Here is a 23,926-nt window from a genome sequence, read left to right as displayed (position 1 = left end):
TGCTTGATACTCAAAATAGAGGACTTGCAAATCCTTCATCTATGGATTTTTATTCTCTTGCCGGAACAATAGAAGACCATGCAAGTAATTTACCTCTTGCTTGTTATAAGATTTTCCAAATGCTTGATAATATAAGATATATTATCGGTATAGAGGCAATGCATGCAGCACAGGCAATTGACCTTAGAGGAAATAAGAAACTTGGAAAGACTACTTCGCTTGCATACAAGGTAATTAGAGATGCGGTACCTTTCTATGATAAAGATAGAAATTTAAGTAGAGATATAGAAAAGGTTTATGAAGTAATAAAATCTAAAAAATTATTAGAAATTTTAGAGGTGGAATAAATGAGTGAGAAAAAAATTGATAAAAAAGAAATAAGATGGCCGGTTTTTATACCAGCTTTTGCACTTACACTTTTAGCAGCAATAATAGGTATAGTAAATAATGAAGCTTTAGCAAGTATGTCAAATAAGTTTTTTGGTTGGTCACTTGAAAGTTTTGGATGGTTATATCAAATAGTCAGTGTAGCAGTTTTGATAGTTACATTAGTTATAATGTTTTCTAAAGTTGGTTCAATAAGAATAGGTGGAAAAGATGCAATGCCGAAGTATTCTTTTTGGACATGGTTTGCAATGACATTAACAGGTGGAGTTGCAACAGGTATAGTAAGTTGGGGTGTAAATGAACCTCTAATATATTTAGGAAATGTGTATGGGGAATTGGATGCTCTTGGAATTAAGCCCGGAACAGCAGAAGCGGCAAGATTTGCTATGGGAAGAAGTTTTTATAACTGGACATTTATACCTTATGCAATGTATGCTCTTGCAGGGATTGTAGTAGCTTATGTATATTTTAACAAGAAAAAACAATTGAATGTAACTTCTACACTTGAACCTGTATTTGGAGAAAAAATTAGAAAAGGATTTATTGCAAATATAATAGATACACTTTCAATGCTTGCTATAATCTTAGGGCTATCATCAGGACTTACAATGTGTATAGTTTTGATAACTACAGGATTAAATTCTTCTTACGGCTTTGAAAATTCATTTGGATTATTCCTTGCAGTAGGCGTTATTATAGTTGCACTATTTACACTTTCTTCTTATGTGGGATTAGATAATGGACTTAAAAAATTGGCAGGAATTAACGCATATTTCTATTATGGATTACTTATATTCTTATTTGTAGCCGGACCTACTCTTTTTATATTGAGAAATACAACAGCAGGATTAGCTGAGTGGTTTAATAATTTCTGGTTATGGGGACTTGATCCTATAGATATAGGAGGGGCACCGTTAACACGTTCTTGGACTTTATTTGACTGGTCTGTATGGATAGCTTATGCACCTGTAACAGGAATATTTTTAGGACAAATTTCTTATGGTAGAACTATAAGAGAATGCTTAATAGTTAACTTAATTCTTCCATCAGTATTCGGTATCATTTGGTTTGGCGTATGGGGAAACACTGCAATAAATATGCAATTAACAGGACAAATGGACTTGGTTGCTACAATTCAAAATTCAAATGCTGTAACAGCACTATTTGAATTTATAAAGAACATGCCATTAAGTGTAATACTTATTCCAATAAATCTATTTGTAATATTAATATCATTTGTAACAGCAGCCGATGCTACAACTAATAATGTTGCATCAATGTGTATTAAGAATATACCGATAGGTTCTGAAGCTCCAAGATATTTAAAAGTAGTTTGGGGAGTTACTATAGGTATAATAGCTATAATTATGGCAGCGTTCGGCGGAAGAGAACAAGGAGTTGAAGGTGTAAAAGCACTTGCTGCGGCAGGAGGATTTGTTGTATTATTCATTTTTATACTACAAATAGTTTCAGCGATAAAAATGTTCTTTATTGATAAGATAGAAGAATAATATTATATATAATAAAAATTTAAATTAAAATAAACCAACTAATATATTAGTTGGTTTATTTTAATTTACCGCTAAAGCATTAAAAAAATAAGCAGCTTAATAATGGATCGACTTAATCAATTTTTTCATAAGCAGGTATACGCTTACTATGCTTGCTATAAAAGAATAAGTTATAGATTAAGCGTTAAGTGAGTTTTAAATTTATATTATAATTATATCAAATGAGATATAGTATAAGTTTTGTAAAAGAAATATCTCAGATAATATGACAATAGATGTCAAGTTATTATGGTATAATAAACATAGGAGATGTTAAGACGATGAAAGATAATAGATTGTTTAGGATACTGTATTACATTTTAGAAAAAGGAAAAGTTACGGCAAGTGATCTTGCAGATAAATTTGAGGTATCAGTTAGAACAATTTATAGAGATATTGACTCTATCAGCAGTGCCGGTATTCCAATCTATGCAACGCAAGGAAAGGGCGGCGGAATAGAAATTGCTGAAGATTTTGTACTTAATAAATCACTACTGTCTGAAAACGAGAAACAACAAATTATGTCAGCTCTTCAAGGATTGGATAATACCGCAATACAGCATGAGAATGAGCTTCTAACAAAACTTTCTGCACTCTTTAAAATGAAAAATACCAGTTGGATAGAAGTTGATTTTAATAATTGGCAAAACAATAAGATGTATGAAAAAATATTTAATAGCATTAAATCTGCAATTTTAAGTAAGAGTATTATTTCATTCACATATTTTAGCAGCAATAAAAAAGAAACAAACAGAATCGTTAAACCTGTAAGATTACTTTTCAAGAGTCAGGATTGGTATCTATATGCCCTATGTTTACTCAGAAATGATTTCAGATATTTCAAATTGTCCAGGATAAAGAATTTAGAAATCCATACTGAAAAGTTTGATGACAACTTTGAAGATGTAATACTCAAAAAAGAAACGCCACATGAGAATACAGTGAATATAAAAGTTAAGTTTGATCGAAAAGTTGCTTTCAGGGTATATGATGAACTAAACGGAGAAATTACAGAAGATAATGACGGAAATTTATATACTGAAATAGAAATACCGAATGACTATAACTTATATAATTATATTTTTTCATTTGGAGATGAAGCAGAAGTATTGGAACCTGAAGAAGTTAGAATGCAAATTAAAAAAATGATAAATAAAATGGCAGAAAAATATATAATATGACAGATGGTGTCAAGTATGGTAAGATATAATTATCTTAAATAAAGATAAGGAGGAATAAAAAATGGATACGAAATATTGTCAATGTTGTGGCATGCCTATGGGAGAGGGAACAGAGCTTTATGGTACAAATTCAGATGGAAGCGTAAATGAAGATTATTGTAAGTATTGCTTTGAGAAAGGCGAATTTACTTTTAAGGGAACAATGGAGGAAATGATTGAGATATGCGTTCCTCATGTAGTCGAAGCCAATAAAGATATGAATGAAGATAGTGCAAGAAAAATGATGATGGAGTTTTTCCCAACTCTAAAGAGATGGAAGGAGTAAAAAAATATGCCAAGACCAACGACAAAAAATGATTTAATGGCTGCTGCTAAAGAAAACTATGAAAAATTAAATTTATTTATCTCAAAGATGACTGAGGAAGAGTTAAATACACCATTTGACTTTTCAAAAGATGAAAAGAAAAAAGAAGCCCACTGGAAAAGAGATAAGAACCTAAGAGATGTTTTAATCCATCTCTATGAATGGCATCAGCTTATTTTGAATTGGGTACATTCCAATCAAAAAGGAGAAGAAAAACCGTTTTTGCCTGCGCCGTATAACTGGAAAACTTACGGAGATATGAATGTTGAGTTTTGGAAGAAACATCAAAATACTTCTCTTGAAGATGCAGCAGAAATGTTTCATAAATCCCATAGTGATGTTTTAGCATTAGCTGAAACATTTACAGACAAAGAATTGTTTTCCAAAGGCGTCTATAAGTGGACAGGGGGGAGTACACTGGGTTCCTATTTTGTAAGTGCAACCTCAAGTCATTATGATTGGGCAATGAAAAAGCTTAAAGCTCATAAGAAAAATTGTAAGTTAAAATAGAGGGAATTAGGGTAGTAAAGTGCATTTTAAAGAAGTAAAAGGAATTCTCTCTTCAAAGAATGGAATGAATTTATTCAGAGGCTGCACTAATGGGTGTATTTATTGCGACTCAAGAAGTGGATACTATCATATGAAACATAAATTTGAAGATGTATAAGTAAAAGAAAATTGAACACAGATAGCAGATATATTAACCAAAGATAAAGTCCTTATCCCATCAGCCTACCAATGATAAATGAGTATATAGAAAAAGTTGTAATCCATGAAGCAACAGGAGGAAGACAAGGCAAAGACAGAAAATAACAAGTTGATGTGTATTTTAACTTCATAGGTAACTGTCAAGTGCCACAGAAAATTGATATAGAAAAAATGGCTTAAAAATGGTATAACATAAGGTGAAAAAGAGATAAAATTAAAAGTTTGTGAAGGAAACTAAAATGAATCAATATTTGAAAGAAACTAAAATGCTGGATTTTTCAAATCCGAGTATTCAAAAATTAATAGAGATGAAGCGTTGGGAAGAAGAAAATAAGTTTGATTGTCTTAAAGCTATTTATAATTTCGTAAGAGATGATATAGTATTTGGGTACAATGTGGATGACAGTATTCCTGCTTCTAAAGTTCTTGATGATGGATATGGTCAATGCAATACAAAAGGAACTCTTTTTATGGCATTGCTTCGTGCCTGCAAAATTCCTTGCCGAATCCATGGATTTACCATAGATAAACAACTACAAAAAGGTGCAATGAGTGGGTTTGTTTATAAAAATGCACCCCAAAATATATTTCACAGCTGGGTTGAAGTGTATTTTGAAGATAAATGGTATGAACTGGAGGCTTTTATACTGGATCAAAAATACTTATCCAAGTTGCAAAAACAATTTGCAAACTGCACTGGATCTTTTTGCGGATATGGGGTTGCGGTAAAGGATTTTCAGCATCCAGTAATTGATTTTGACAGAAACAACACATACATACAAAGTGAGGGAATAACTAAGGATTTTGGAGTATATGATTCTCCGGATGAATTAATGAAAAATCATCATCAGGAGCTATCAGGAATCAAGACTTTTGTATATAGACATTTGGGAAGGCATTTGATGAATTGGAATGTAAAGAACATAAGAAAATCTTAAATCCCAGTTTGTCACATTAACAACTAAATATGACTAACACAGGGACAGTAAATCAAAAAGGTTTACTGTTTGGAAGTTGTGGAGGTAATTTGAATGGATGATAAAGTAAAAGAGTTTTGGATTAAATTTTGCAACGAAAAGAAATTACCGATAGATATAAAATATCAAGCTTGGAGTTTCGGCAATACAAAAGAGATGGCTGATAAATTGGCAGAATTAGTTAATTGTAATATTAAGACAGCTACGACTTCAGCATTTGAATTATATGAAATGGGAGACGATATACCACAAGTGGGAGAGTATAATATAATTCTCAATGGTTCTAAAGAGCCTGTATGTATTACACAAACAAAAGTAGTGTATATGATACCTTATAACTTAATTACACCGGAACATGCATGGCATGAAGGTGAAGGTGATAGGAGCTATCAGTATTGGAGAGAGGTTCATGACAGCTACTTTTTTGAAGAATATAAATCGGTAGGAAAAAATTTCTATGAACAAGCTCCAATGATATGCGAAGTATTTGAAAAGATTTATTAGACAATTCCAAGTTTGTCTAATTGAATAGAATAATTTTTGAAACAGTAAAACACAAAGATTTGCTGTTTTTTCTTTGTCTAAAAACGGAAAGGAGGACTTATGGAAGAAAAAAGAGAGATAAAAAAACTGCAATATAAACAGTTAATAATGGACATTGGAAAGACGAAACACACTGTAAACCTACATTTTAAGCAAGGCACAGGGGAAACATATAAAGATAAAATATTAAAGCTAATCAAGAGAGAAACGGAGAAGATATAAATTTGTCAAAGAAATTTTGTTATGTCCTTTAGCCAACCATTACACTTTAATATTTTCATTCATTACGGAGAACTCGGTATGTTCAGATGCTGAAGTTCTCTTTTTTGTTTTCAGATAAGAAGATAAGAAATAATATGTAGATAAAAATTTAAAAAAGAATCTTAAAAAAAACAAAATATATATGATTATTTCTCAAATTTCATATCTGATTTCAGAGAAGATATAAGGTTATATCTATAATAATAGAAAGAATAAATAAAGAAATTACTTTTGAATAAATAGTTAAAATATTATAAATATTTATTTTGATAACTATTAATATTTAAAATTTGTGGTAAACTATTTAAGTTAAAAGTTTTTGGGGGAGATATTTTGAAAAGTAAGAAAAGTTTATTGCAATATATTTTTATAATCTTATTTTTAGTAATTAGCTATGATTTGTTACTGGAATTGTTTTTTGCATTTTATTTTTATGGAAAGGCAGCTTTGTTCGGAGAAAATTTTAAAATTTTTAATGATGGAGATTTTTTTCTTGAAACACTATCTTGTATAATTCCTTTAATTGTATATTCTGTATGGTTTTTTGCTTTAAAAAAGAATAATGATGATAAAGTGAGTTTTGAAGAGTCTGTAATATCAAAGATAGTTAAGTGCAGTATAATAACATTTGGTTTGGGCGGAATATCATCATTATGGTTGGAATTTGTTGATCGTTATTTATATAAAATTTCAATTTTCAAAAATAGCTATGACAGCTTCAATGATACGTGGTCCGGTGTTGTAGAAGAACCGTATATATTTGTATTTCTTTCAGTGGTAATTTTAGGGCCGATTGTAGAAGAATTGCTTTTTAGAGGTCTTATATATAATTATTCTGATAAGATAAAGAGTAAGTTGTTTCCTGTGATTGTTTCTGCGTTACTTTTCGGTATTTGGCATAGGGAATTGGTTCAATCAGTATATACAATTTCCTTAGGATTTGGTATAGCTCTTGTATACAAAGATATGAAGTCGTTAATTTGGCCAATATATGTTCATATATTAAATAATTTTATTTCGTCTTTTCCGGATTTTATATATAATGATGCATTTTTAAATGCAATAGATTATTTATCATTTATAATGATAATACCGACATTTTATTTTATGTATAAGATGATTAAAAGGATGTATACCCAAACTTCTATACAAATAGAAAGTTCGGATACTTTAGAGTAGGATTTCCTACTCTTTTTTTATTAATATAGTATGCTTTATAAGGTTGAAATTATTGAAATATGGATTTTGTTGTAGTATATTAATAAATAATAATTATATAGGTTGTGATTAATTGAGAGAATTTAGTAGAAAGTTAAAAAAGGTAGTTGTGAAAATTGGTTCATCTTCAATAACACATGACAATGGAATTATAAATTTACAGAAGATTGATGAACTTGCATGGGAACTTTCAAATTTAAAAAATCATGGTATAGATGTGGTTTTAGTTTCATCCGGAGCAATTGCTGCAGGAGCAAAGAGATTAAATTTAGCTGAGAGACCTAGAGATACTGTTGGAAAACAAGCTGCATCCGCAGTAGGGCAAGTAGCTCTTATGAACACTTATAACAGAGCATTTAATGAGTTTAGCTATCAAGCGGCACAAATTTTATTGACAAAGCAAATTGAGACAGATAGTGTAATGAGAGAAAATTCAAAAAATACATTTCAAAAATTATTAAGTATGAATGTAATACCAATAGTAAATGAAAATGATACGATTTCAACATTTGAGATAGAATTTGGAGATAATGACACATTATCTGCAGTTGTAGCAAGAATTGTTGATGCTGATTTACTTATATTATTATCGGATATAGATGGTTTATATAATGATGATCCGAAGAAAAATGAAAATGCAAAGTTTATTTATGAAGTTAATGAAATTGATGAGAAATTAAAAATGATGGCAAAGGACTCTTCTTCAAATGTAGGTACAGGCGGAATGACAACTAAGATAAATGCTGCAAAAATGTGCATGGAGAAGGGGATAGATGTTGTTATTGCTAATTCAAATGATATTAAGAATATAAGAAGGGTAGTAGGAGGAGAAGAAATTGGAACAATCTTTAAGGCAAAGTCTTGAAAGTATTGCAATTAAATCTAAAAATGCCAATAGACAGCTTTCAAAATTAAGCTCTAAGGAAAAGAATAGTATATTATCAAATATAAAGAAAAATATAATTTTGAAAGCTGATGAAATTATAAAAGCTAATTTAATTGATATGGATAATGCTAAAAAAATCGGGTTAAAAGAAGGTGTACTTGATAGACTTTTGCTTACAGAAAATAGAGTTAGAGCCATGGCAGAGTCGGTAGAAACTCTCATAGATTTAAAAGATCCTGTCGGCAATATTTATGATATGAGAACTCTTGAAAATGGGCTTATAGTTGGAAAGAAAACTGTACCCATAGGAGTTCTTGCAATAATATATGAAGCAAGACCAAATGTTACATTAGATGCTTCAATACTTGCCATAAAGTCATCAAACTCACTTATTTTAAGAGGTGGAAAAGAAGCTATAAATTCAAATATTTCAATAGTAAAGATAATAAGGGAATCTATTTCTGAATTGGGATATGATGAAAATATGATTTGTTTAATTGAAGATACCACAAGAGAGTCATCAGTAGAGCTTATGAAATTAAAAGGATATATAGATTTACTAATACCAAGAGGTAGCGCAAGTTTAATAAATTCAGTAATTGAAAACTCAAAGGTTCCGGTTCTTGAAACAGGAGTTGGGAATTGTCATGTATATGTAGACAGCAGTGCAAAAATTGAAATGGCATTAAATATAATTGAGAATGCAAAGACTTCAAGAATTGGAGTATGTAATGCTATGGAGTCATTACTTGTAAGTGAAGATATATCTGACAACTTTTATGAAGGACTACAAAAAATTATTAATCAATATAATATAATAATACATGGATGCGAGAAGACCATGGATAAGATTAATAATGTGATTTATGCTACAGATGAAGATTATGGAAAGGAATATTTAGATTATGAAATGTCTATGAAAGTGGTTAGCGGAATAGATGAAGCAATAGATCATATATATAGATATTCTACAAATCATTCTGAAGTTATTATTACAGAAAATTATGAAAATGCTATGAAATTTTTAAATGAAGTAGACTCTGCATGTGTATATGTAAATGCAAGTTCAAGATTTACTGATGGTGGAATTTTTGGATTTGGAGCTGAAATTGGAATTTCTACACAAAAGTTGCATGCAAGAGGTCCTGTTGGGTTGAATGAGCTCACAAGCTCAAAATATGTTATTTTAGGTTCTGGACAAGTAAGGGAATAATTATGAAATATATAAGTACAAGAGGAAATTCGAAATTAAATTCAAGTTACGAGGTAATTTTAAAGGGACTTAGTGATGATGGAGGACTATATCTTCCTGAAAGTTTTCCTGAAATTGAATTTAGTAATGAGGAAATTGAAAAATTAGATTATATTTATTTTGCTAAAAAAATAATAGGAAGTATATTTGATGACTTTAATAAAGAAGAATTATATAGTGCTATTGAGTTGGCATATTCAACATTTAAAGGCAACATAGTTCCTATAAAAAAGCTTGATAATAAATATGTTATTGAATTATATCATGGTCAAACTTTTGCATTTAAAGATTTTGCACTATCATTATTACCAAGGCTTATAAGTATTGCAATAAAACATTCTGGATTAGATAAAAAAATTTTAGTTTTAACCGCTACTTCCGGAGATACAGGAAGTGCGGCATTATATGGTTTTAAAAACGTAGAAAATACTGATATTGCAGTTTTTTATCCTACAGATGGTATTAGTGAAATTCAAGAGAGACAAATGGTAACACTTGATGGTAAGAATACCCATGCAATTGCAATAAGAGGAAATTTTGATGATGCTCAGTCTTCGCTTAAAAAGATTTTTAATGATGTGCAATTTAGAGAATATCTTAATATGAAAGGATATGAATTATCATCAGCTAATTCTATAAATATAGGAAGGCTTATACCGCAGACTGTATATTATTTTTATAGTTACTATTATCTTGTGAAAAACGGTTATATAAAAAATGGTGAGAAAATTTCTGTAAGTGTTCCTACAGGAAATTTCGGAAATATTTTAGCGGCATATCTGTCTAAAAAAATGGGATTACCTATTAATAATTTAATATGTGCTTCAAATAAAAATAATGTACTTACAGAATTTATAAATAGAGGTATTTACAATATAAATCGAGAGTTTTTTGTCACTAATTCTCCTTCAATGGATATTTTAATTTCAAGTAATTTAGAGAGATTTTTATACTATGAACTTGGCGAAGATTCTGAAGAGATTAAGTTCTTAATGGAATCGTTGATGAAGAATGGAAAATATTTTATTGACAGCAGAAGGCTTAATAATATAACGGCATATTATTTTGATGATGATAGAACTATAGATGAAATAAAAAAAATATATGATGAGTATAATTATTTAGTGGATACACATACTGCGATAGGGTTACTTGCTGCGCAAGATTATGAAAAATTTAATAAGGACGAAAAAATACTGGTTGCAGCTACTGCATCACCGTTTAAATTTATAAATTCAATAGCTGAGGCACTTATGATGAATTCAAATGATGAAATTAGTGCTTTAAATACTTTGGAAGAAAAATTTAATATAAGTGTTCCTGTTGAATTTAAAGATTTATTTGCAAAAGATATAAAAAATAAAATGGTAATAGAAAAAGATGAAATAAAAGATTATATAAGGAGGATAATAAAATGATCATAAAAGTGCCGGCTACAACGGCAAATTTAGGGCCAGGATATGATAGTCAAGGTATGGCATTAAAATTATATAATTTTTTTAAAATAGAGCCTTGTAGTTTCTTAGATGAGAAGTTAAATGATAACCTTATTTATAAATCTTTTAGATATTTTTACGATGAAAACAATATTGAAGCGCCAAGTATTTCTATAAAAGTAAAATCTATGATTCCGATGACTCGAGGACTTGGCAGCAGTGCTACTTGTATAGTTGCAGGATTAATGGCTGCGAATGAGTTGAGTAATTTAAAATTGGATAGGAAAGCTATTTTAAGATATGCTACAAATATAGAGGGACATCCGGATAATGTCGCTCCTGCAATTTTTGGAGGACATATCACTTCAATAGTGGAAGATGAAGTATATTTTTATAAAACTCATATTGATAAAAATTTTAAATTTAATGTATTGGTTCCAAATTTTAAAATGCAGACAAGTAGAGCAAGAGAAGTTGTAAAAAAAGAAGTTAGGTTATCTGATGCAGTTTCAAATATTGCAAGAGCAACATTGATTTCAAATGCACTTAACAGTGGAGATTTTAATCTGCTTAAAGGAGCGGCTAAGGATTTATTACATGAACCCTACAGAAAACAACTGATAAGCGATTATGATTATATTAAAAGCATATGCAGCGGTAATAATGCAGTCCTATTTATAAGCGGGGCAGGACCAAGTTTACTTGTAATATCTGAAAGGGATAACAATGATATAGATAATGCTCTTAAAAATTTAAGCAATACAATTTCAAAATGGAGAATTCACAATGTTGAAGTTGAAAATGATGGAGCTAAAATAATATTTTAGATTATGGATATAATTAAATAAAAAAATAAAATTGGTTAAGTGCAAACTTAACCAATTTTTAGTTTAATAATTTATTAAATGACGTTATTATAGAACAATTTAAAAATAGTAACATGTTAATTAAATATTGAACAAAAGTAAACTCTATAATATATTATAAGTAGAGGTGCATTATGATTTATTTGTTATTGTCAATGATTTTAGGAATAGTCTTAGGTGACTGTTTAAAAATAAATTTAATATATCTTGCCATTTTAGTTATGCTATCATCTACATACTTTTTTTATTTTAAAAAATTTAAGACCGGAATATCTTTTTTATGTATTATATTGTTTATAATCTCTTTTTTAAATGTGAGTATGAGGACATCAAATCAATTAAATGAAAGTGTAAATATTAAAGCTGAAATTGTAGATGATTATATAAATAATGAAAGTAAATACATTGCATCTTCATCTATATTTAAAAAATATTTATTATATTCAAAAGAAAAGTTAAGTATTGGAGATATTGTTATTATTTACGGAAGCTCTGCGATACCTGAAGGGAAGATGAATTTTAGTGATTTTAATTATAAAAATTATTTAAAATCGAAAGGAATATATGAAATTATATATTCAAATTCAGTGAAAAAAGTCGGAGAAAGTAAAAGTTTAAAGCTAAGAACATATTTTAAGGATTATATTACAGACACGGTATCAAAGAATTTATCTGATAAAAATGCAGATATTATAAATTCTATATTGCTTGGAAATTCAAATTATATTGATAAAGATATTAAAGATAATTTTAGAAATATTGGGCTTTCTCATATGCTTGCCATTTCGGGACTTCATATGGGAATACTTATGATTATTTTTGAGGGAATATTAAAATTATTTGGAATTTCAAAAGTTTTAAGAAGGAGTATAGCTCTTTTATTTTCATTTGTATATTTATACTTAATTTCAATGCCAATAGGGGCATTTAGAGCATATTTGATGTTTGGATTTATGTTTATGTCATTTTTGTTTAAATATAAATATACTTCATTTAATGCACTCATTTTAAGTGCAATGATTACAATTTTAATAAATCCATTTTCCATATATTCTCCGTCGTTTTTACTCAGCTATTTGAGTGTGCTTGGAATTATATTATTTTATAAAAAATTCGAAATATTATTTCAAAAAAATTATTTCGGCAAAAGCTTGGCACTGACTCTTTCTGTGAATATTATGTTATTTCAGGTAAGTATATACTTATTTAGAGAATTTTCTGTTTTGGGTTTCATATCAAATGTTTTTCTATTGCCGTTATATAGTTTTGCAATAATACTTTCATATATTTTAATTATATTTAAGCCTCTTGCATTTCTTATTGCACCATCAATAAATTTTATATTGAATGTTGCAAGTTTTTTAGCTGTAAAAATTAATGATTTTAGCTTTTTAAATTTAGAGTTTGCTGAAATTTCTATCATTTCAGTTTTTATTTTATATTCCAATTTTATTATAATCAAATATAAAGATATTTTTATTAATTTTTATAAATTTAATATATCTGTTTTAATAAGTTTAATATTAATAATATTAATTAATTCAGCTATGTTTTTATACGATTATAATAATTCGTTTGAGCTTAATTTTATATATGTAGGTCAAGGAGATTGCGCCATTGGAAGAACTAATAATAGATATTTTATGGTTGACACCGGGGGAAGTTCAAATGAAAACTACAATCCGGGTAAAAAATATACATTAAACTATTTGAAAGCTAAGGGAATAAATAAAATTGATAAAGTTTTTATATCACATTTTGATGAAGATCATGTTGATGGACTACTTGATATTATTGATGAAGTTAAAATAAAAAGTCTTTATATATCATATATAGAAGACAATAAATATTTACAAAAGGCATTAAGTAAGGGAATGAATATATACCTTGTACAAAAAGATGATTTAATAAAGATGGATGATAACACATTTTTTAGAATAATTTCAGATGTTGACGAATATAATTCTTCAAATGATAAGTCGATGGTTATGATATTAAATCATAGAGGGTTTAAAATTTTATTTACAGGAGATATAGAACAAACTGAAAGTAATATTACTGAAACCTGTAATTTGTTGAAAGTTGCACATCATGGTTCAAAAACTTCTACATCAGAAGAATTTTTGAAAACTGCTAAACCTAGATATGCGGTAATAAGTTGTGGAATTAATAATTCTTATAGGCATCCTCATTCAGAGGTTATTAACAGATTACAAGAAAATAATGTAATAACCAAAGTTACAAATGAGGTTGGAGAAATAAATTTAAATATTAAAAAGAATTCTATTATTTTTAAAGGTTTTAAGGAAAAAGATGGAAGTTTTGGTATAATTACATTATTAACTTATATAGTTATTATTGCATTTGTAAGAGAGTATGGTGAATATATTGCAATACAGGGAAATATACAAAAAAGATATTAGCGGGGCATTTCTGTTTTATGGTTATGAAAGGCTTTTAATGGACAATGCAATCGAATATGTAAAGAAAAAATATGTAAGTAGAGGAATGGAAACTTTTAATTTGTCATTATATGACGGAAATAATTTAACGGAAGATAAGCTTATGTCATCTTGCGAAACACTTCCTGTTATGAATGATAAAAGAGTTATATTCGTAAAAGGAGCTAATGCGTTTTCAGAAAGTGTTACAAAAGAATTTTATAAATTTTTGGATAATATCGGAGAATTTTTAATATTAGTATTTCTTGATGAAGACAATAAAATAGATAAAACAAAAACTTTCTATAAATATTTTTCTAAAAATAATAGAGCTATAGAATTTCCTAAATTAAGCGGAAAGGACATATTTAATTTTATTGAAGGATATTTAGTTAGAAAAGGATTTGATATTAGTAAATCGGATATTAGTTATCTTAGCTTAAAATCAGGTTATGATTCTAAAAATTTAGATATGACTTTGTATGATTTAAAAAATGAGCTTGATAAGATGCTTGTTTTATCTGAAGTTAAGAAAATAGATAGGGAAGTTATTGATAGGTCTATGACTCAAAATGCCGATTCAAATATTTTTAATTTTTTAGATGCACTTTGTAATAAAAATACTGAAAAATCACTTATGGAATTTAAAAAATTACATTTATTGAATGAACCTATTGAGAGAATATTTTCTATGATTGTAAGACAGGTTAGGCTTCTAATAATGTATGGAGATTTAAAATCTAACGGATATAAAGATGTACAAGCTATGAATTATATGGGAATAAAACAATATGAGTATTCAAAAATTTCAAAGTTTTCGCATAACTTTGATTTAAAATTTTTATATCAGTTTTATGAAAAGTTATTAAATATTGATGAATATTTTAAAACAACACAACTTTCGAAATATATTTTATTAGAAATGCTAATAGTAGAATTTACAAAATAAAATTAGAAAACCTGAGGAATATTCCTCAGGTTAATTTATATCTGACTATTTTATAGAAATGTGCGATACAATTACATTCTAATTTTGTTGATAATTAGTTTGCCTTGTTAAATTTAAGAGTAAGTCTTGAAATTTTTCTTGCTGCTGCATTTTTATGAACGATATTGTTGTGAGCAGCTTTTTTTAGTTTTTTATCAACAAGCTTTAATAGTTCTCTCGCTTCATCTATATTACCAGCTTCTAATGCTGATTCAAATTTTTTAACAGCTGATTTAACTTCAGTTTTGATTGATTTGTTACGAGCGTTATTTCTCTTAATAACATCTATTCTTTTAATAGCTGATTTAATATTTGCCATGTAATTCACCTCCACAGTTAATCTATAAGCTTTTAGTATTTTAACATTAATTTAGTAACAATGCAAGATTTTATTTATTAAAGTCTAATAAAATCCAATTCTACAAGATTTGATAAATCTCTTCCAAGTTCAGTTAAATAAATAGTTTCATTTTTAATAGTAATTAGATTTAAATTAATATTTTTAGAAATTTCATTTTTATAATAATTTAAAAAATCTATTTTAAAAATTTTATTTATTGAAGAGATGTTAATTCCGCTGTTTAACCTAAGTCCCATTGTTATAAATTCATTTATTCTATCCTTATTATCTAAGACCTCAAAATCTTGAACCGGCAAATTTGAAGTTTTAATTATTGAATAATATTTTTCAAATGAATTATGATTATAAAATCTTAAATTGTTTATATTTGAATGTGAGGAAATACCCAGACCCAAATAATTTTTTAATTTCCAATACCTTAAATTGTGTTTTGATTCAAATTCAGATTTTGAAAAATTTGAAATCTCATATTGTTTGTATCCTAAGTCATCAAGCGAATGAACTATATAGTGATACATATCTCTATCTTGATTTTCATCCGGGAAAATCAGTGGATTAACTTGGTTTATATCATATAGTTTAGTTCCTGTTTCTAAAATTAAACTATAATATGAAATATGAGCAGGATCCAACAGTTTTATATATTTGATAGATTCTTTAATATCTTCAAATTTTTGAGATGGAAGTGCAAGCATTAAGTCTAAATTGAAATTTTTTATGTTATATTTTCCAAATAGTTTGCATGCAGAAATAATATCTTCTTTTTTATGAATTCTTCCTATTTTTTTTAATATATCATCATTAAAACTTTGCGCTCCCATCGAAAAACGGTTAATTTTTGAGTTCAAATATAATTTTAATTTTTCACTTGATACTGAATTGGGGTTTAGTTCAATAGTTATTTCACAAGATTTTTCAATTGTGGAAATTAAATTGATTTTTTCCATTAATTTAAAAATATATTTTGGATTTACAGAACTTGGCGTTCCGCCACCTATAAATATACTGACTATTTTTTTGTCTTTTAAAAAATCCTTATATAAAAATAATTCTTTATATAAATTTTCAAAATAATCATTGACGTTGTTTTCGTTTATAATTGATGAATAAAAGTCACAATAGTAACATCTACTCTCACAAAATGGAACGTGTATATATAATGATATATCTTCAGTTGAATTTTTATTAAGTATAAAGTCCGATATAAAATCGGACTTATTAATTTTCTTCATCATATTTTAATACCGTTAAGAATGCTTCTTGAGGAACATCAACCTCGCCGACAGTTCTCATACGTTTTTTACCTTCTTTTTGTTTTTCTAAAAGTTTTCTCTTTCTTGAAATATCTCCGCCGTAGCATTTTGCAAGAACATCTTTTCTAAGTGCTTTTATAGTTTCTCTTGCTATTATTTTATTTCCTATTGCCGCTTGAATAGGTACTGCAAATTGATGTCTTGGAATTACATCTGTAAGTTTTTCGCAGATTCTACGACCTTTATTATAAGCTGTAGATTCATGTACGATAATTGAAAAAGCATCTACAAGAGTTCCGTTTATAAGTATGTCAAGTTTAACCAGGTCGGATTCATTATATCCTATCAATTCATAATCATATGAAGCATAGCCTCTAGTTCTTGATTTAAGGGCATCAAAGAAGTCATATATAACTTCATTTAACGGAAGATTGTATTTTATAAGAGCTCTTGTTTCTTCAAGGTATTCCATACCTAAGAATACACCTCTTCTATTTTGGCATAAATCCATTATTGCGCCTACATAATCTGTTGGAGTCATAATTTCGGCTTTTACAATCGGTTCTTCCATTTTAAGTATTTCAGCGGGACTTGGCATATTAGTAGGATTTTGTATTTCTACTATACTTCCATCTGTCTTTGTTATTTTATATATAACTGACGGAGCTGTTGTAACTAAATTAAGGTCAAATTCTCTTTCAAGTCTTTCTTGGATTATTTCCATGTGAAGTAATCCTAAAAATCCGCATCTAAATCCAAAACCGAGGGCAACAGAAGTTTCAGCTTCAAAAACTAATGCCGCATCATTTACTTGCAATTTTTCAAGAGCTTCTCTTACGCTGACATATTCTTCTCCTTCAGCAGGATATATTCCGCAGTAGACCATAGGAACTACTTTTTTATATCCAGGAAAGGGCATTGCAGTAGGAGTTGATGGAGATGTTATGGTATCTCCGACTGTTGCTTCCTTTACATTTTTAATGCTTGCTGTTATATAGCCTACATCACCTGCTGATAACTTGTTCAAAGGCATAAGACCCGAAGTAGTAACACCGACTTCTACAACTTCAAAAACCTTTTTGGTTGAGAACATCATTATTTCATCGCCGGGTTTAACGCTTCCATCTTTTATTCTGACATAACATATAACACCCTTATAAGAGTCATAATATGAATCAAATATCAAAGCTTTAAGCGGGGCATTTTCATCTCCGTTAGGAGCCGGGATATCTTCAATAATGCGTGTAAATACATCTTCTATTCCTATACCTCTCTTAGCTGATATCAGCGGAGAGTTTTCGCAATCAATACCAATAATATCTTCGATTTCTTTTTTTACTTCGTCGGCTCTTGCGCTTGGGAGGTCTATTTTATTAATTATAGGTACGAGCTCTAAATTTTGATCGATCGCTAAATATACATTTCCGAGAGTTTGAGCTTCAACACCCTGAGTTGCATCAACAACAACTAATGCTCCCTCACATGCTGCAAGAGATCTTGAAACTTCATAGTTAAAGTCTACATGTCCCGGAGTATCAATCAAATTGAAAATATATTCTTTGCCATCATTAGTTTTATGGACAAGTCTTATGGCTTTTAACTTTATTGTGATACCTCTTTCTTTTTCAAGTTCCATAGAATCTAAAACTTGTGACTCCATTTCACGTTCGGTAAGCATTCCGGTTTTTTCAATAAGTCTATCAGCAAGAGTTGACTTTCCGTGATCAATATGTGCGATTATTGAAAAATTTCTAATATTATCTTGTCTATTTGTCATTTAAACCTCCGACAATTCCAAAATTTGATATCGGCCAAAAGCGAAGAACTACAATTCCTCTTATTGAAGTTTTATCTATTGCTCCAAAAATTCTTGAATCTGAGCTATTATATCTGTTATCACCCATTACAAAGAATTCATTTTCTGAAAGATGCCATTCAGATTGATTTTGTATTGGAGTTTCAATATTATTATCTAAATAATTTTCAGATAAAAGTTCGTCATTTATATATACTTTTCCATTTTCTATTTTAACACTATCGCCGGGAATGCCGATAATTCTTTTTATATATTCTCTTCCTGATTCATCAGGAGCATCTAAAATTACAATATCTTCTCTATTTGGACTTTTAAATTTTAGCGGAAACACTAATGTAATTAATCTGTCATTGGGTTTTAAGGTAGGATACATAGATTCTCCGACAACAATATTGACATTAAAAATAAATTGTCTAATTAAAAATGCAAGAACAAATGCCGATATAAATATTAAAATAAAACTTAGAAAAGATTCTTTCTTTGGTTCACTCATAATTCACCTCATATATTTTAAAGTTGGTTAATTTTAATAATCTAAAACTAAACTATATTTTAACACAGTTTTTGTATAATTAAAATAATGACAATAAAAAGAAAAATATATTTGCAAAAAAAGTATTGACAATCTTTGACTAAGGATATATATTATATATAGGGTTTAGCACTCAACAAATAAGAGTGCTAACAAAAGGTGATAATATGGATGAGAGAAAAATAGAAATATTAAATGCTATAATAAATTCTTATATAGATTCTCCTAATCCTGTAGGTTCCAGAACTATTTCAAAGGATTTCAACTTGGGAATAAGTTCAGCGACAGTTAGGAATGAAATGGCAGATCTTGAAGATTTAGGATATTTGAATAAGCCTCACACCTCTGCAGGGAGAATTCCATCCAATAAGGCCTATAGGTTTTTCGTAGATCATATTCAAAAAGAAATTTTTGAATATGATATAGATTTTATTGAAGACTATGACATAAGAGATTTAATTTTACAAAATGCCAATAGCTTAGATGATATTTTTAAAAACACTGTAAAACTTCTTTCTGATTTTACAAAGTGTACATCTTATGTAGTAGCATTAAAAAAACCCGACACTGAAATAAAATTTATTCAGTTACTAAATATTGATGAATATTCAATACTTTTGCTTATTGTTGGAAATAGAGGAGTAGTTGAAAAACAAATTGTAAATACACAAGTATCCATTTCTGATGATGACTTACATGAAATTTGTAAAAAATTAAATGAATATCTCTGTGGAATAGATTTTCAAAAAATAGGTGGACTTAAAGTTGTTTTGAAAGGTTCTATGGTAAAATATGGAGAATTTATTTCAGATATAATAAAACGAGCAAGCACTTTTAACGAAAAAGTCAGTCAATTTGATTTTTATTATGATGGATTGAATAATATTTTGAGTTTTGAAGAATATTATGATATTGAAAAAGCAAGAAATTTTATTAAGTTTATTGAAGATAAAAAATCAATTTTAAAACTTATAAATTATTCCGAGAAATCTGATTTTGATGTGATAATAGGCGATGAAAATGAAGATGAACTGATGAAAAACAATTCGATTATAAGAGCAACATTTAGACCTAAAAATCAGAGAATAGGACAAATAGGAATTATAGGTCCGATAAGAATGGATTATAGAAAACATATAAAGACTGTAAAATTATTCAGAGATAATTTGTCTTATGTTATAGATAAAATAGTGAGGTGATTTAATTGTCAGATAATAAAAAGGTTAAAGAAGAAGTTGTTGAAGAAGTTAATGAAACAATGGAAGAACTTGTAGATAATTCTCAGGAGGTAACTACTGAAGAAGATATTGATGAAATTGATAGTGAAGTTAATCTTATAAAAGATCAATTTTTAAGACTTCAGGCTGATTTTGCTAATTATAAGAGAAGAACAGAAGTTGAAAGAAAGGAATATATAGAACTTGGAACTAAAAAAGTTATGCTTGAATTAATTCAAATAGTAGATAACTTTGAAAGAGCTATAGAATCTAAAGGGGAAAAAGATACATTTTTTGACGGCGTAGAATTAATTTATAAACAACTTATGGAATTGCTTGAGAAAAATGGAGTTACAGAAATGAATTCATTAAATGAAAAATTTGATCCTAATCTTCATCATGCAGTTCTCATAGAGCAAAAAGATGGCATTGAAGAGGGAATTGTAATAGAAGTATTACAAAAAGGTTATATGATAGGTGAAAAAGTACTTAGATCAGCAATGGTTAAGGTATCTAAATAAAAAATAAAATAATCTCTTAAGGAGGAAATAATAATGGGAAAAATAATAGGTATTGATTTAGGAACAACAAATTCAGCAGTAGCGGTAATGGAAGGTGGAGATTCAATAATAATTCCTAACATTGAAGGAAATAGAACTACACCATCAATAGTAGCATTTACAAAAGATGGAGAAAGACTTGTAGGTGAAACTGCAAAACGTCAAGCTATAACAAATCCGGACAGAACTATTCAGTCAATAAAGAGACACATGGGTAGTGATTATAAGGTAAATATTGACGGAAAGGATTATACTCCGCAAGAAATTTCTGCTATGATTCTTCAAAAGTTAAAATCTGATGCGGAAAGCTATCTTGGAGAAAAAATTACAGAGGCTGTAATTACAGTTCCTGCATATTTTACGGATGCACAAAGACAGGCAACAAAAGATGCTGGTAAAATTGCAGGATTAGATGTAAAAAGAATTGTAAACGAACCTACAGCAGCAGCACTTGCTTATGGAGAAGATGAAAAATCGGATTCACAAACTGTTATGGTATATGACCTTGGCGGTGGTACTTTTGACGTATCTATTCTTGAACTTTCAGATGGAGTTTTTGAAGTACATGCAACAAGAGGAAATAACAAATTAGGTGGAGATGACTTTGATAATAAAGTAATTGATTATATAGCTAGTGAGTTTAAAAAAGCTCATGGAGTAGATTTGAAAGCTGATAAAATGAGTTTACAAAGACTAAAAGAAGCAGCGGAAAAGGCGAAGAAGGAACTATCTTCAACAATGTCTACAAACATTAATTTGCCGTTTATAACAGCAACAGCAGAAGGACCGTTACATTTAAATATGGACTTAACTCGTGCTAAATTTGATGAGCTTACTAAAGAACTTGTAAAAATGACTGAACAACCTGTAAAAGATGCTCTTAAAGATGCAGATATGACTCCAAGCGATATTGATAAGGTATTGTTGGTTGGAGGTTCTACAAGAATTCCTGCAGTTCAAGCTTGCATCAAAGAGTTGGTAGGGAAAGAACCACAAAAAGATATTAATCCTGATGAATGTGTTGCTCTTGGTGCAGCAATTCAAGGAGGAGTTCTTTCAGGGGATGTAAAAGATTTATTGTTACTTGATGTTACACCATTATCTCTTGGAATTGAAACAATGGGTGGAGTTACAACAAGACTTATAGAAAGAAATACAACTATTCCTACAAAGAAATCACAAGTATTTACAACAGCATCTGATAATCAAACTTCAGTAGATATTCATGTTCTACAAGGAGAAAGACAAATGGCATCAGATAATGTTACTTTGGGAAGATTCCAATTAGACGGAATAGCTCCTGCAAGACGTGGAATACCTCAAATTGAAGTTACTTTTGATATAGATGCAAATGGAATAGTAAATGTATATGCCAAGGATTTAGGAACAGGAAAAGAACAAAAAATTACAATTACATCTTCAACAAATTTGAGTGATGAAGAGATTGAAAAGAAAGTAAAAGAAGCTGAAATGTTTGCTAAAGAAGATTCTAAGAAAAAAGATTTGATTGAAGCAAGAAATAATGCGGATTCAATGATTTATCAATCAGAATCAACACTTGAAGAGTTAAAAGATAAAATAAAGGCTGAAGATAAAGAAAAAATAGAAAAAGCTATAGAATCCTTAAAATCTGTAAAAGATTCTGAAGATTTGGATGAAATTAAAGCTAAGACTGAAGAATTGACAAAAGCGTTTTATGCAGTATCTGAAGAAATTTATAAAGCAACACAAGCTCAAGAAGAACAAAAAGCACCTGAAGAAGATGTTGTAGATGCAGATTATGAAGTAGTAGATGAAGAATAATAATATTTAATCTATAAATAAAGCTAAATCTTAATTTGATTTAGCTTTATTTTTTTGATAAAAAGATGTAAAATAAGACTTTAGAAATTGGTGGTGAAGATTTGAGAGATTTTTATGATATTTTAGAGGTTGAAAAAACTGCTACTTCTGAAGAAATAAAGAAATCGTATAAAAAATTAGCTAAGAAATATCATCCTGATTTAAATCAAGGAGATGAAGAATCGGAAACGAAATTTAAAGAAATAAACTTAGCATATGAAGTTCTTTCAGACGATCAAAAAAGAAAAACTTATGATATGTATGGAGAAGACGGAATAAATGGAAACTTCCAAGGTGGAGGAAACTTTGGAGGATTTTCAGATATATTCGGCGACATATTTGATATGTTTGGAGGAGGATTTAGAGATTCATATACAAGCAGAAGTTCTAATTCTCCAATAAAAGGTGGAGATATCAGATATGATATAACTTTAGATTTTAGAGAGGCTGTATTTGGAGTTGAAAAGATAATAAATATAAGAAGACAGGAAAACTGCTCACATTGTAGCGGTACAGGGGCGGAACCCGGAACTTCAAAACACACTTGTGATAAATGTAATGGAACAGGACAAGTTAAAATACAGTCAACTTCTGCATTTGGTAGATTTGTTAGAGTAGTTACCTGTGATAAATGTAATGGTTCGGGTGAAATAATTGATAAGCCGTGTAAGCATTGTAGAGGAGTAGGAAAAGAAGTAATAAGTAAAAAGTTAAATGTTAAAATTCCTGCCGGAGTAGACAATAATACAATAATTTCGATGAAAGGTGAAGGACATGTAGGAGAAAATGGCGGATCAAATGGAGATTTATTTATTTATGTGTCCGTTAGAGAGGATTCTGTATTTAAAAGAAATGGAACAGATTTGTATTTAGAAATTCCAATCTCTTATATGGATGCGGTACTTGGCGGAACGATAAAAGTACCTACGTTAAATAACTTAGTGGACTATGAAATTCCTAAGGGAACGCAGGGAGGAACTACATTTAAACTTAGAGGAGAGGGAGTAAGCTATGTAAGGCGTGAGGGAAAAGGAGATTTATACTTTACGGTTGACATAATAGTGCCTAAAAAGATAACAGATGAACAAAAAAAGCTTCTTGAAACTCTAAGAGAAAAAAGTAAAGACATACACGAAGAACGAAAGGGATTTTTTGATAAAGTCAAAGAATTTTTTGAATAGGCAAAATCATTAGATTTTGTCTATTTTTAAAACTGGAGGTTTTATGAAATATATTGAACTTATTATAAATACTATTGATAATAATAGAGAGTTTGTTTTAAATGAA

General features: G+C 29.0%; 23 protein-coding genes and 1 pseudogene. 20 read left to right on the top strand and 4 right to left on the bottom strand.

What is annotated here, in order from left to right; all coding sequences use genetic code 11:
• The 16 genes and pseudogenes from HMPREF0629_RS05485 to holA form a co-directional block, all read left to right on the top strand.
• On the top strand, positions 1-347 hold a 347-nt coding region (locus tag HMPREF0629_RS05485; RefSeq protein WP_039856677.1), incomplete at its 5' end, for an aromatic amino acid lyase.
• Complete coding sequence (locus HMPREF0629_RS05480; protein WP_009222353.1) at positions 348-1,898, top strand: BCCT family transporter; 1,551 nt, start codon at positions 348-350, stop codon at positions 1,896-1,898. It begins immediately after the preceding gene.
• A gap of 320 nt (positions 1,899-2,218) precedes the next feature.
• Positions 2,219-3,118, top strand: coding sequence for a YafY family protein (locus HMPREF0629_RS05475; RefSeq protein WP_009222352.1), 900 nt, complete (start codon positions 2,219-2,221; stop codon positions 3,116-3,118).
• Between the two features lie 61 nt (positions 3,119-3,179).
• The gene (locus tag HMPREF0629_RS08010) at positions 3,180-3,443 is read left to right on the top strand and encodes a zinc ribbon domain-containing protein (RefSeq protein ID WP_009222351.1); all 264 of its coding nucleotides are present in this window, start codon (positions 3,180-3,182) and stop codon (positions 3,441-3,443) included.
• 6 nt (positions 3,444-3,449) lie between these two features.
• Positions 3,450-3,992 (top strand): ClbS/DfsB family four-helix bundle protein, encoded by a 543-nt coding sequence (locus HMPREF0629_RS05465; protein WP_009222350.1) that lies wholly within the window; start codon positions 3,450-3,452, stop codon positions 3,990-3,992.
• 216 nt (positions 3,993-4,208) lie between these two features.
• Positions 4,209-4,370: pseudogene (locus HMPREF0629_RS08140) on the top strand (DUF4368 domain-containing protein); the annotation flags it as partial.
• Between the two features lie 59 nt (positions 4,371-4,429).
• Positions 4,430-5,128, top strand: coding sequence for a transglutaminase family protein (locus tag HMPREF0629_RS05460; RefSeq protein WP_036728531.1), 699 nt, complete (start codon positions 4,430-4,432; stop codon positions 5,126-5,128).
• Positions 5,129-5,221: 93 nt separating this feature from the next.
• Positions 5,222-5,671, top strand: a complete 450-nt coding sequence (locus HMPREF0629_RS05455; RefSeq protein ID WP_009222348.1) for an ASCH domain-containing protein — start codon at positions 5,222-5,224, stop codon at positions 5,669-5,671.
• A 99-nt stretch (positions 5,672-5,770) separates the two neighbouring features.
• A complete protein-coding gene (locus tag HMPREF0629_RS05450) occupies positions 5,771-5,932 on the top strand; it encodes a transposon-encoded TnpW family protein (protein WP_009222347.1) in 162 nt (53 codons plus the stop codon).
• A gap of 372 nt (positions 5,933-6,304) precedes the next feature.
• A complete protein-coding gene (locus tag HMPREF0629_RS05445) occupies positions 6,305-7,150 on the top strand; it encodes a CPBP family intramembrane glutamic endopeptidase (protein ID WP_009222346.1) in 846 nt (281 codons plus the stop codon).
• Positions 7,151-7,262: 112 nt separating this feature from the next.
• The gene (gene proB / locus HMPREF0629_RS05440; protein WP_009222345.1) at positions 7,263-8,054 is read left to right on the top strand and encodes a glutamate 5-kinase; all 792 of its coding nucleotides are present in this window, start codon (positions 7,263-7,265) and stop codon (positions 8,052-8,054) included.
• Positions 8,026-9,288 (top strand): glutamate-5-semialdehyde dehydrogenase, encoded by a 1,263-nt coding sequence (locus tag HMPREF0629_RS05435; RefSeq protein WP_009222344.1) that lies wholly within the window; start codon positions 8,026-8,028, stop codon positions 9,286-9,288. Before proB ends, HMPREF0629_RS05435 begins: the two co-directional genes overlap by 29 nt.
• A gap of 2 nt (positions 9,289-9,290) precedes the next feature.
• Positions 9,291-10,745, top strand: a complete 1,455-nt coding sequence (gene thrC / locus HMPREF0629_RS05430; RefSeq protein ID WP_009222343.1) for a threonine synthase — start codon at positions 9,291-9,293, stop codon at positions 10,743-10,745.
• Positions 10,742-11,590: a homoserine kinase gene (gene thrB / locus HMPREF0629_RS05425; RefSeq protein ID WP_009222342.1), complete on the top strand. Its 849-nt coding sequence runs from the start codon at positions 10,742-10,744 to the stop codon at positions 11,588-11,590. Before thrC ends, thrB begins: the two co-directional genes overlap by 4 nt.
• 173 nt (positions 11,591-11,763) lie before the next feature.
• Positions 11,764-14,052 (top strand): DNA internalization-related competence protein ComEC/Rec2, encoded by a 2,289-nt coding sequence (locus HMPREF0629_RS05420; protein ID WP_009222341.1) that lies wholly within the window; start codon positions 11,764-11,766, stop codon positions 14,050-14,052.
• Positions 14,006-15,019, top strand: a complete 1,014-nt coding sequence (holA, locus tag HMPREF0629_RS05415; protein ID WP_009222340.1) for a DNA polymerase III subunit delta — start codon at positions 14,006-14,008, stop codon at positions 15,017-15,019. The genes HMPREF0629_RS05420 and holA overlap by 47 nt, the downstream gene beginning before the upstream one ends.
• Positions 15,020-15,113: 94 nt before the next feature.
• Here holA and rpsT read toward each other — a convergent pair whose 3' ends face one another.
• From rpsT to lepB, 4 genes are all read right to left on the bottom strand, one after another.
• Positions 15,114-15,377: a 30S ribosomal protein S20 gene (gene rpsT, locus HMPREF0629_RS05410; RefSeq protein ID WP_009222339.1), complete on the bottom strand. Its 264-nt coding sequence runs from the start codon at positions 15,375-15,377 to the stop codon at positions 15,114-15,116.
• A 77-nt stretch (positions 15,378-15,454) separates the two neighbouring features.
• Positions 15,455-16,651 (bottom strand): radical SAM family heme chaperone HemW, encoded by a 1,197-nt coding sequence (gene hemW, locus HMPREF0629_RS05405; protein WP_009222338.1) that lies wholly within the window; start codon positions 16,649-16,651, stop codon positions 15,455-15,457.
• Positions 16,638-18,449 carry a translation elongation factor 4 gene (gene lepA, locus HMPREF0629_RS05400; protein ID WP_009222337.1) on the bottom strand — a complete coding sequence of 604 codons (1,812 nt, stop codon included), beginning with the start codon at positions 18,447-18,449 and terminating at the stop codon, positions 16,638-16,640. The genes hemW and lepA overlap by 14 nt, the downstream gene beginning before the upstream one ends.
• Positions 18,439-18,981, bottom strand: a complete 543-nt coding sequence (lepB, locus tag HMPREF0629_RS05395; protein WP_009222336.1) for a signal peptidase I — start codon at positions 18,979-18,981, stop codon at positions 18,439-18,441. The genes lepA and lepB overlap by 11 nt, the downstream gene beginning before the upstream one ends.
• A gap of 206 nt (positions 18,982-19,187) precedes the next feature.
• Here lepB and hrcA point away from each other — a divergent pair, with 206 nt between their 5' ends.
• The 4 genes from hrcA to dnaJ all read left to right on the top strand — a co-directional run bounded on the left by hrcA (position 19,188) and on the right by dnaJ (position 23,820).
• A complete protein-coding gene (gene hrcA, locus HMPREF0629_RS05390; RefSeq protein ID WP_036728546.1) occupies positions 19,188-20,219 on the top strand; it encodes a heat-inducible transcriptional repressor HrcA in 1,032 nt (343 codons plus the stop codon).
• 5 nt (positions 20,220-20,224) lie between these two features.
• On the top strand, positions 20,225-20,758 hold the full coding sequence (grpE, locus tag HMPREF0629_RS05385; RefSeq protein ID WP_009222334.1) for a nucleotide exchange factor GrpE: 534 nt from the start codon (positions 20,225-20,227) through the stop codon (positions 20,756-20,758).
• A gap of 33 nt (positions 20,759-20,791) precedes the next feature.
• Positions 20,792-22,600 carry a molecular chaperone DnaK gene (gene dnaK / locus HMPREF0629_RS05380; protein WP_009222333.1) on the top strand — a complete coding sequence of 603 codons (1,809 nt, stop codon included), beginning with the start codon at positions 20,792-20,794 and terminating at the stop codon, positions 22,598-22,600.
• A gap of 101 nt (positions 22,601-22,701) precedes the next feature.
• A complete protein-coding gene (dnaJ, locus tag HMPREF0629_RS05375; RefSeq protein WP_009222332.1) occupies positions 22,702-23,820 on the top strand; it encodes a molecular chaperone DnaJ in 1,119 nt (372 codons plus the stop codon).
• The last annotated feature ends 106 nt before the right edge of the window (positions 23,821-23,926 follow it).

Source organism: Peptoniphilus sp. oral taxon 386 str. F0131 (genome assembly GCF_000090945.1).
GTDB classification, from domain to species: domain Bacteria; phylum Bacillota; class Clostridia; order Tissierellales; family Peptoniphilaceae; genus Anaerosphaera; species Anaerosphaera mikwangii.
This window is presented reverse-complemented; position numbering and strand designations above follow the sequence as displayed.

Bases quoted from the DNA above. Each gene is read 5' to 3' on its own strand.
- HMPREF0629_RS05480 (WP_009222353.1), top strand. From the start codon at position 348: ATGAGTGAGAAAAAAATTGATAAAAAAGAAATAAGATGGCCGGTTTTT.
- HMPREF0629_RS05475 (WP_009222352.1), top strand. From the start codon at position 2,219: ATGAAAGATAATAGATTGTTTAGGATACTGTATTACATTTTAGAAAAA.
- HMPREF0629_RS08010 (WP_009222351.1), top strand. From the start codon at position 3,180: ATGGATACGAAATATTGTCAATGTTGTGGCATGCCTATGGGAGAGGGA.
- HMPREF0629_RS05465 (WP_009222350.1), top strand. From the start codon at position 3,450: ATGCCAAGACCAACGACAAAAAATGATTTAATGGCTGCTGCTAAAGAA.
- HMPREF0629_RS05460 (WP_036728531.1), top strand. From the start codon at position 4,430: ATGAATCAATATTTGAAAGAAACTAAAATGCTGGATTTTTCAAATCCG.
- HMPREF0629_RS05455 (WP_009222348.1), top strand. From the start codon at position 5,222: ATGGATGATAAAGTAAAAGAGTTTTGGATTAAATTTTGCAACGAAAAG.
- HMPREF0629_RS05450 (WP_009222347.1), top strand. From the start codon at position 5,771: ATGGAAGAAAAAAGAGAGATAAAAAAACTGCAATATAAACAGTTAATA.
- thrC (WP_009222343.1), top strand. From the start codon at position 9,291: ATGAAATATATAAGTACAAGAGGAAATTCGAAATTAAATTCAAGTTAC.
- thrB (WP_009222342.1), top strand. From the start codon at position 10,742: ATGATCATAAAAGTGCCGGCTACAACGGCAAATTTAGGGCCAGGATAT.
- HMPREF0629_RS05420 (WP_009222341.1), top strand. From the start codon at position 11,764: ATGATTTATTTGTTATTGTCAATGATTTTAGGAATAGTCTTAGGTGAC.
- holA (WP_009222340.1), top strand. From the start codon at position 14,006: ATGGTGAATATATTGCAATACAGGGAAATATACAAAAAAGATATTAGC.
- rpsT (WP_009222339.1), bottom strand. From the start codon at position 15,377: ATGGCAAATATTAAATCAGCTATTAAAAGAATAGATGTTATTAAGAGA.
- hemW (WP_009222338.1), bottom strand. From the start codon at position 16,651: ATGAAGAAAATTAATAAGTCCGATTTTATATCGGACTTTATACTTAAT.
- lepA (WP_009222337.1), bottom strand. From the start codon at position 18,449: ATGACAAATAGACAAGATAATATTAGAAATTTTTCAATAATCGCACAT.
- lepB (WP_009222336.1), bottom strand. From the start codon at position 18,981: ATGAGTGAACCAAAGAAAGAATCTTTTCTAAGTTTTATTTTAATATTT.
- hrcA (WP_036728546.1), top strand. From the start codon at position 19,188: ATGGATGAGAGAAAAATAGAAATATTAAATGCTATAATAAATTCTTAT.
- dnaK (WP_009222333.1), top strand. From the start codon at position 20,792: ATGGGAAAAATAATAGGTATTGATTTAGGAACAACAAATTCAGCAGTA.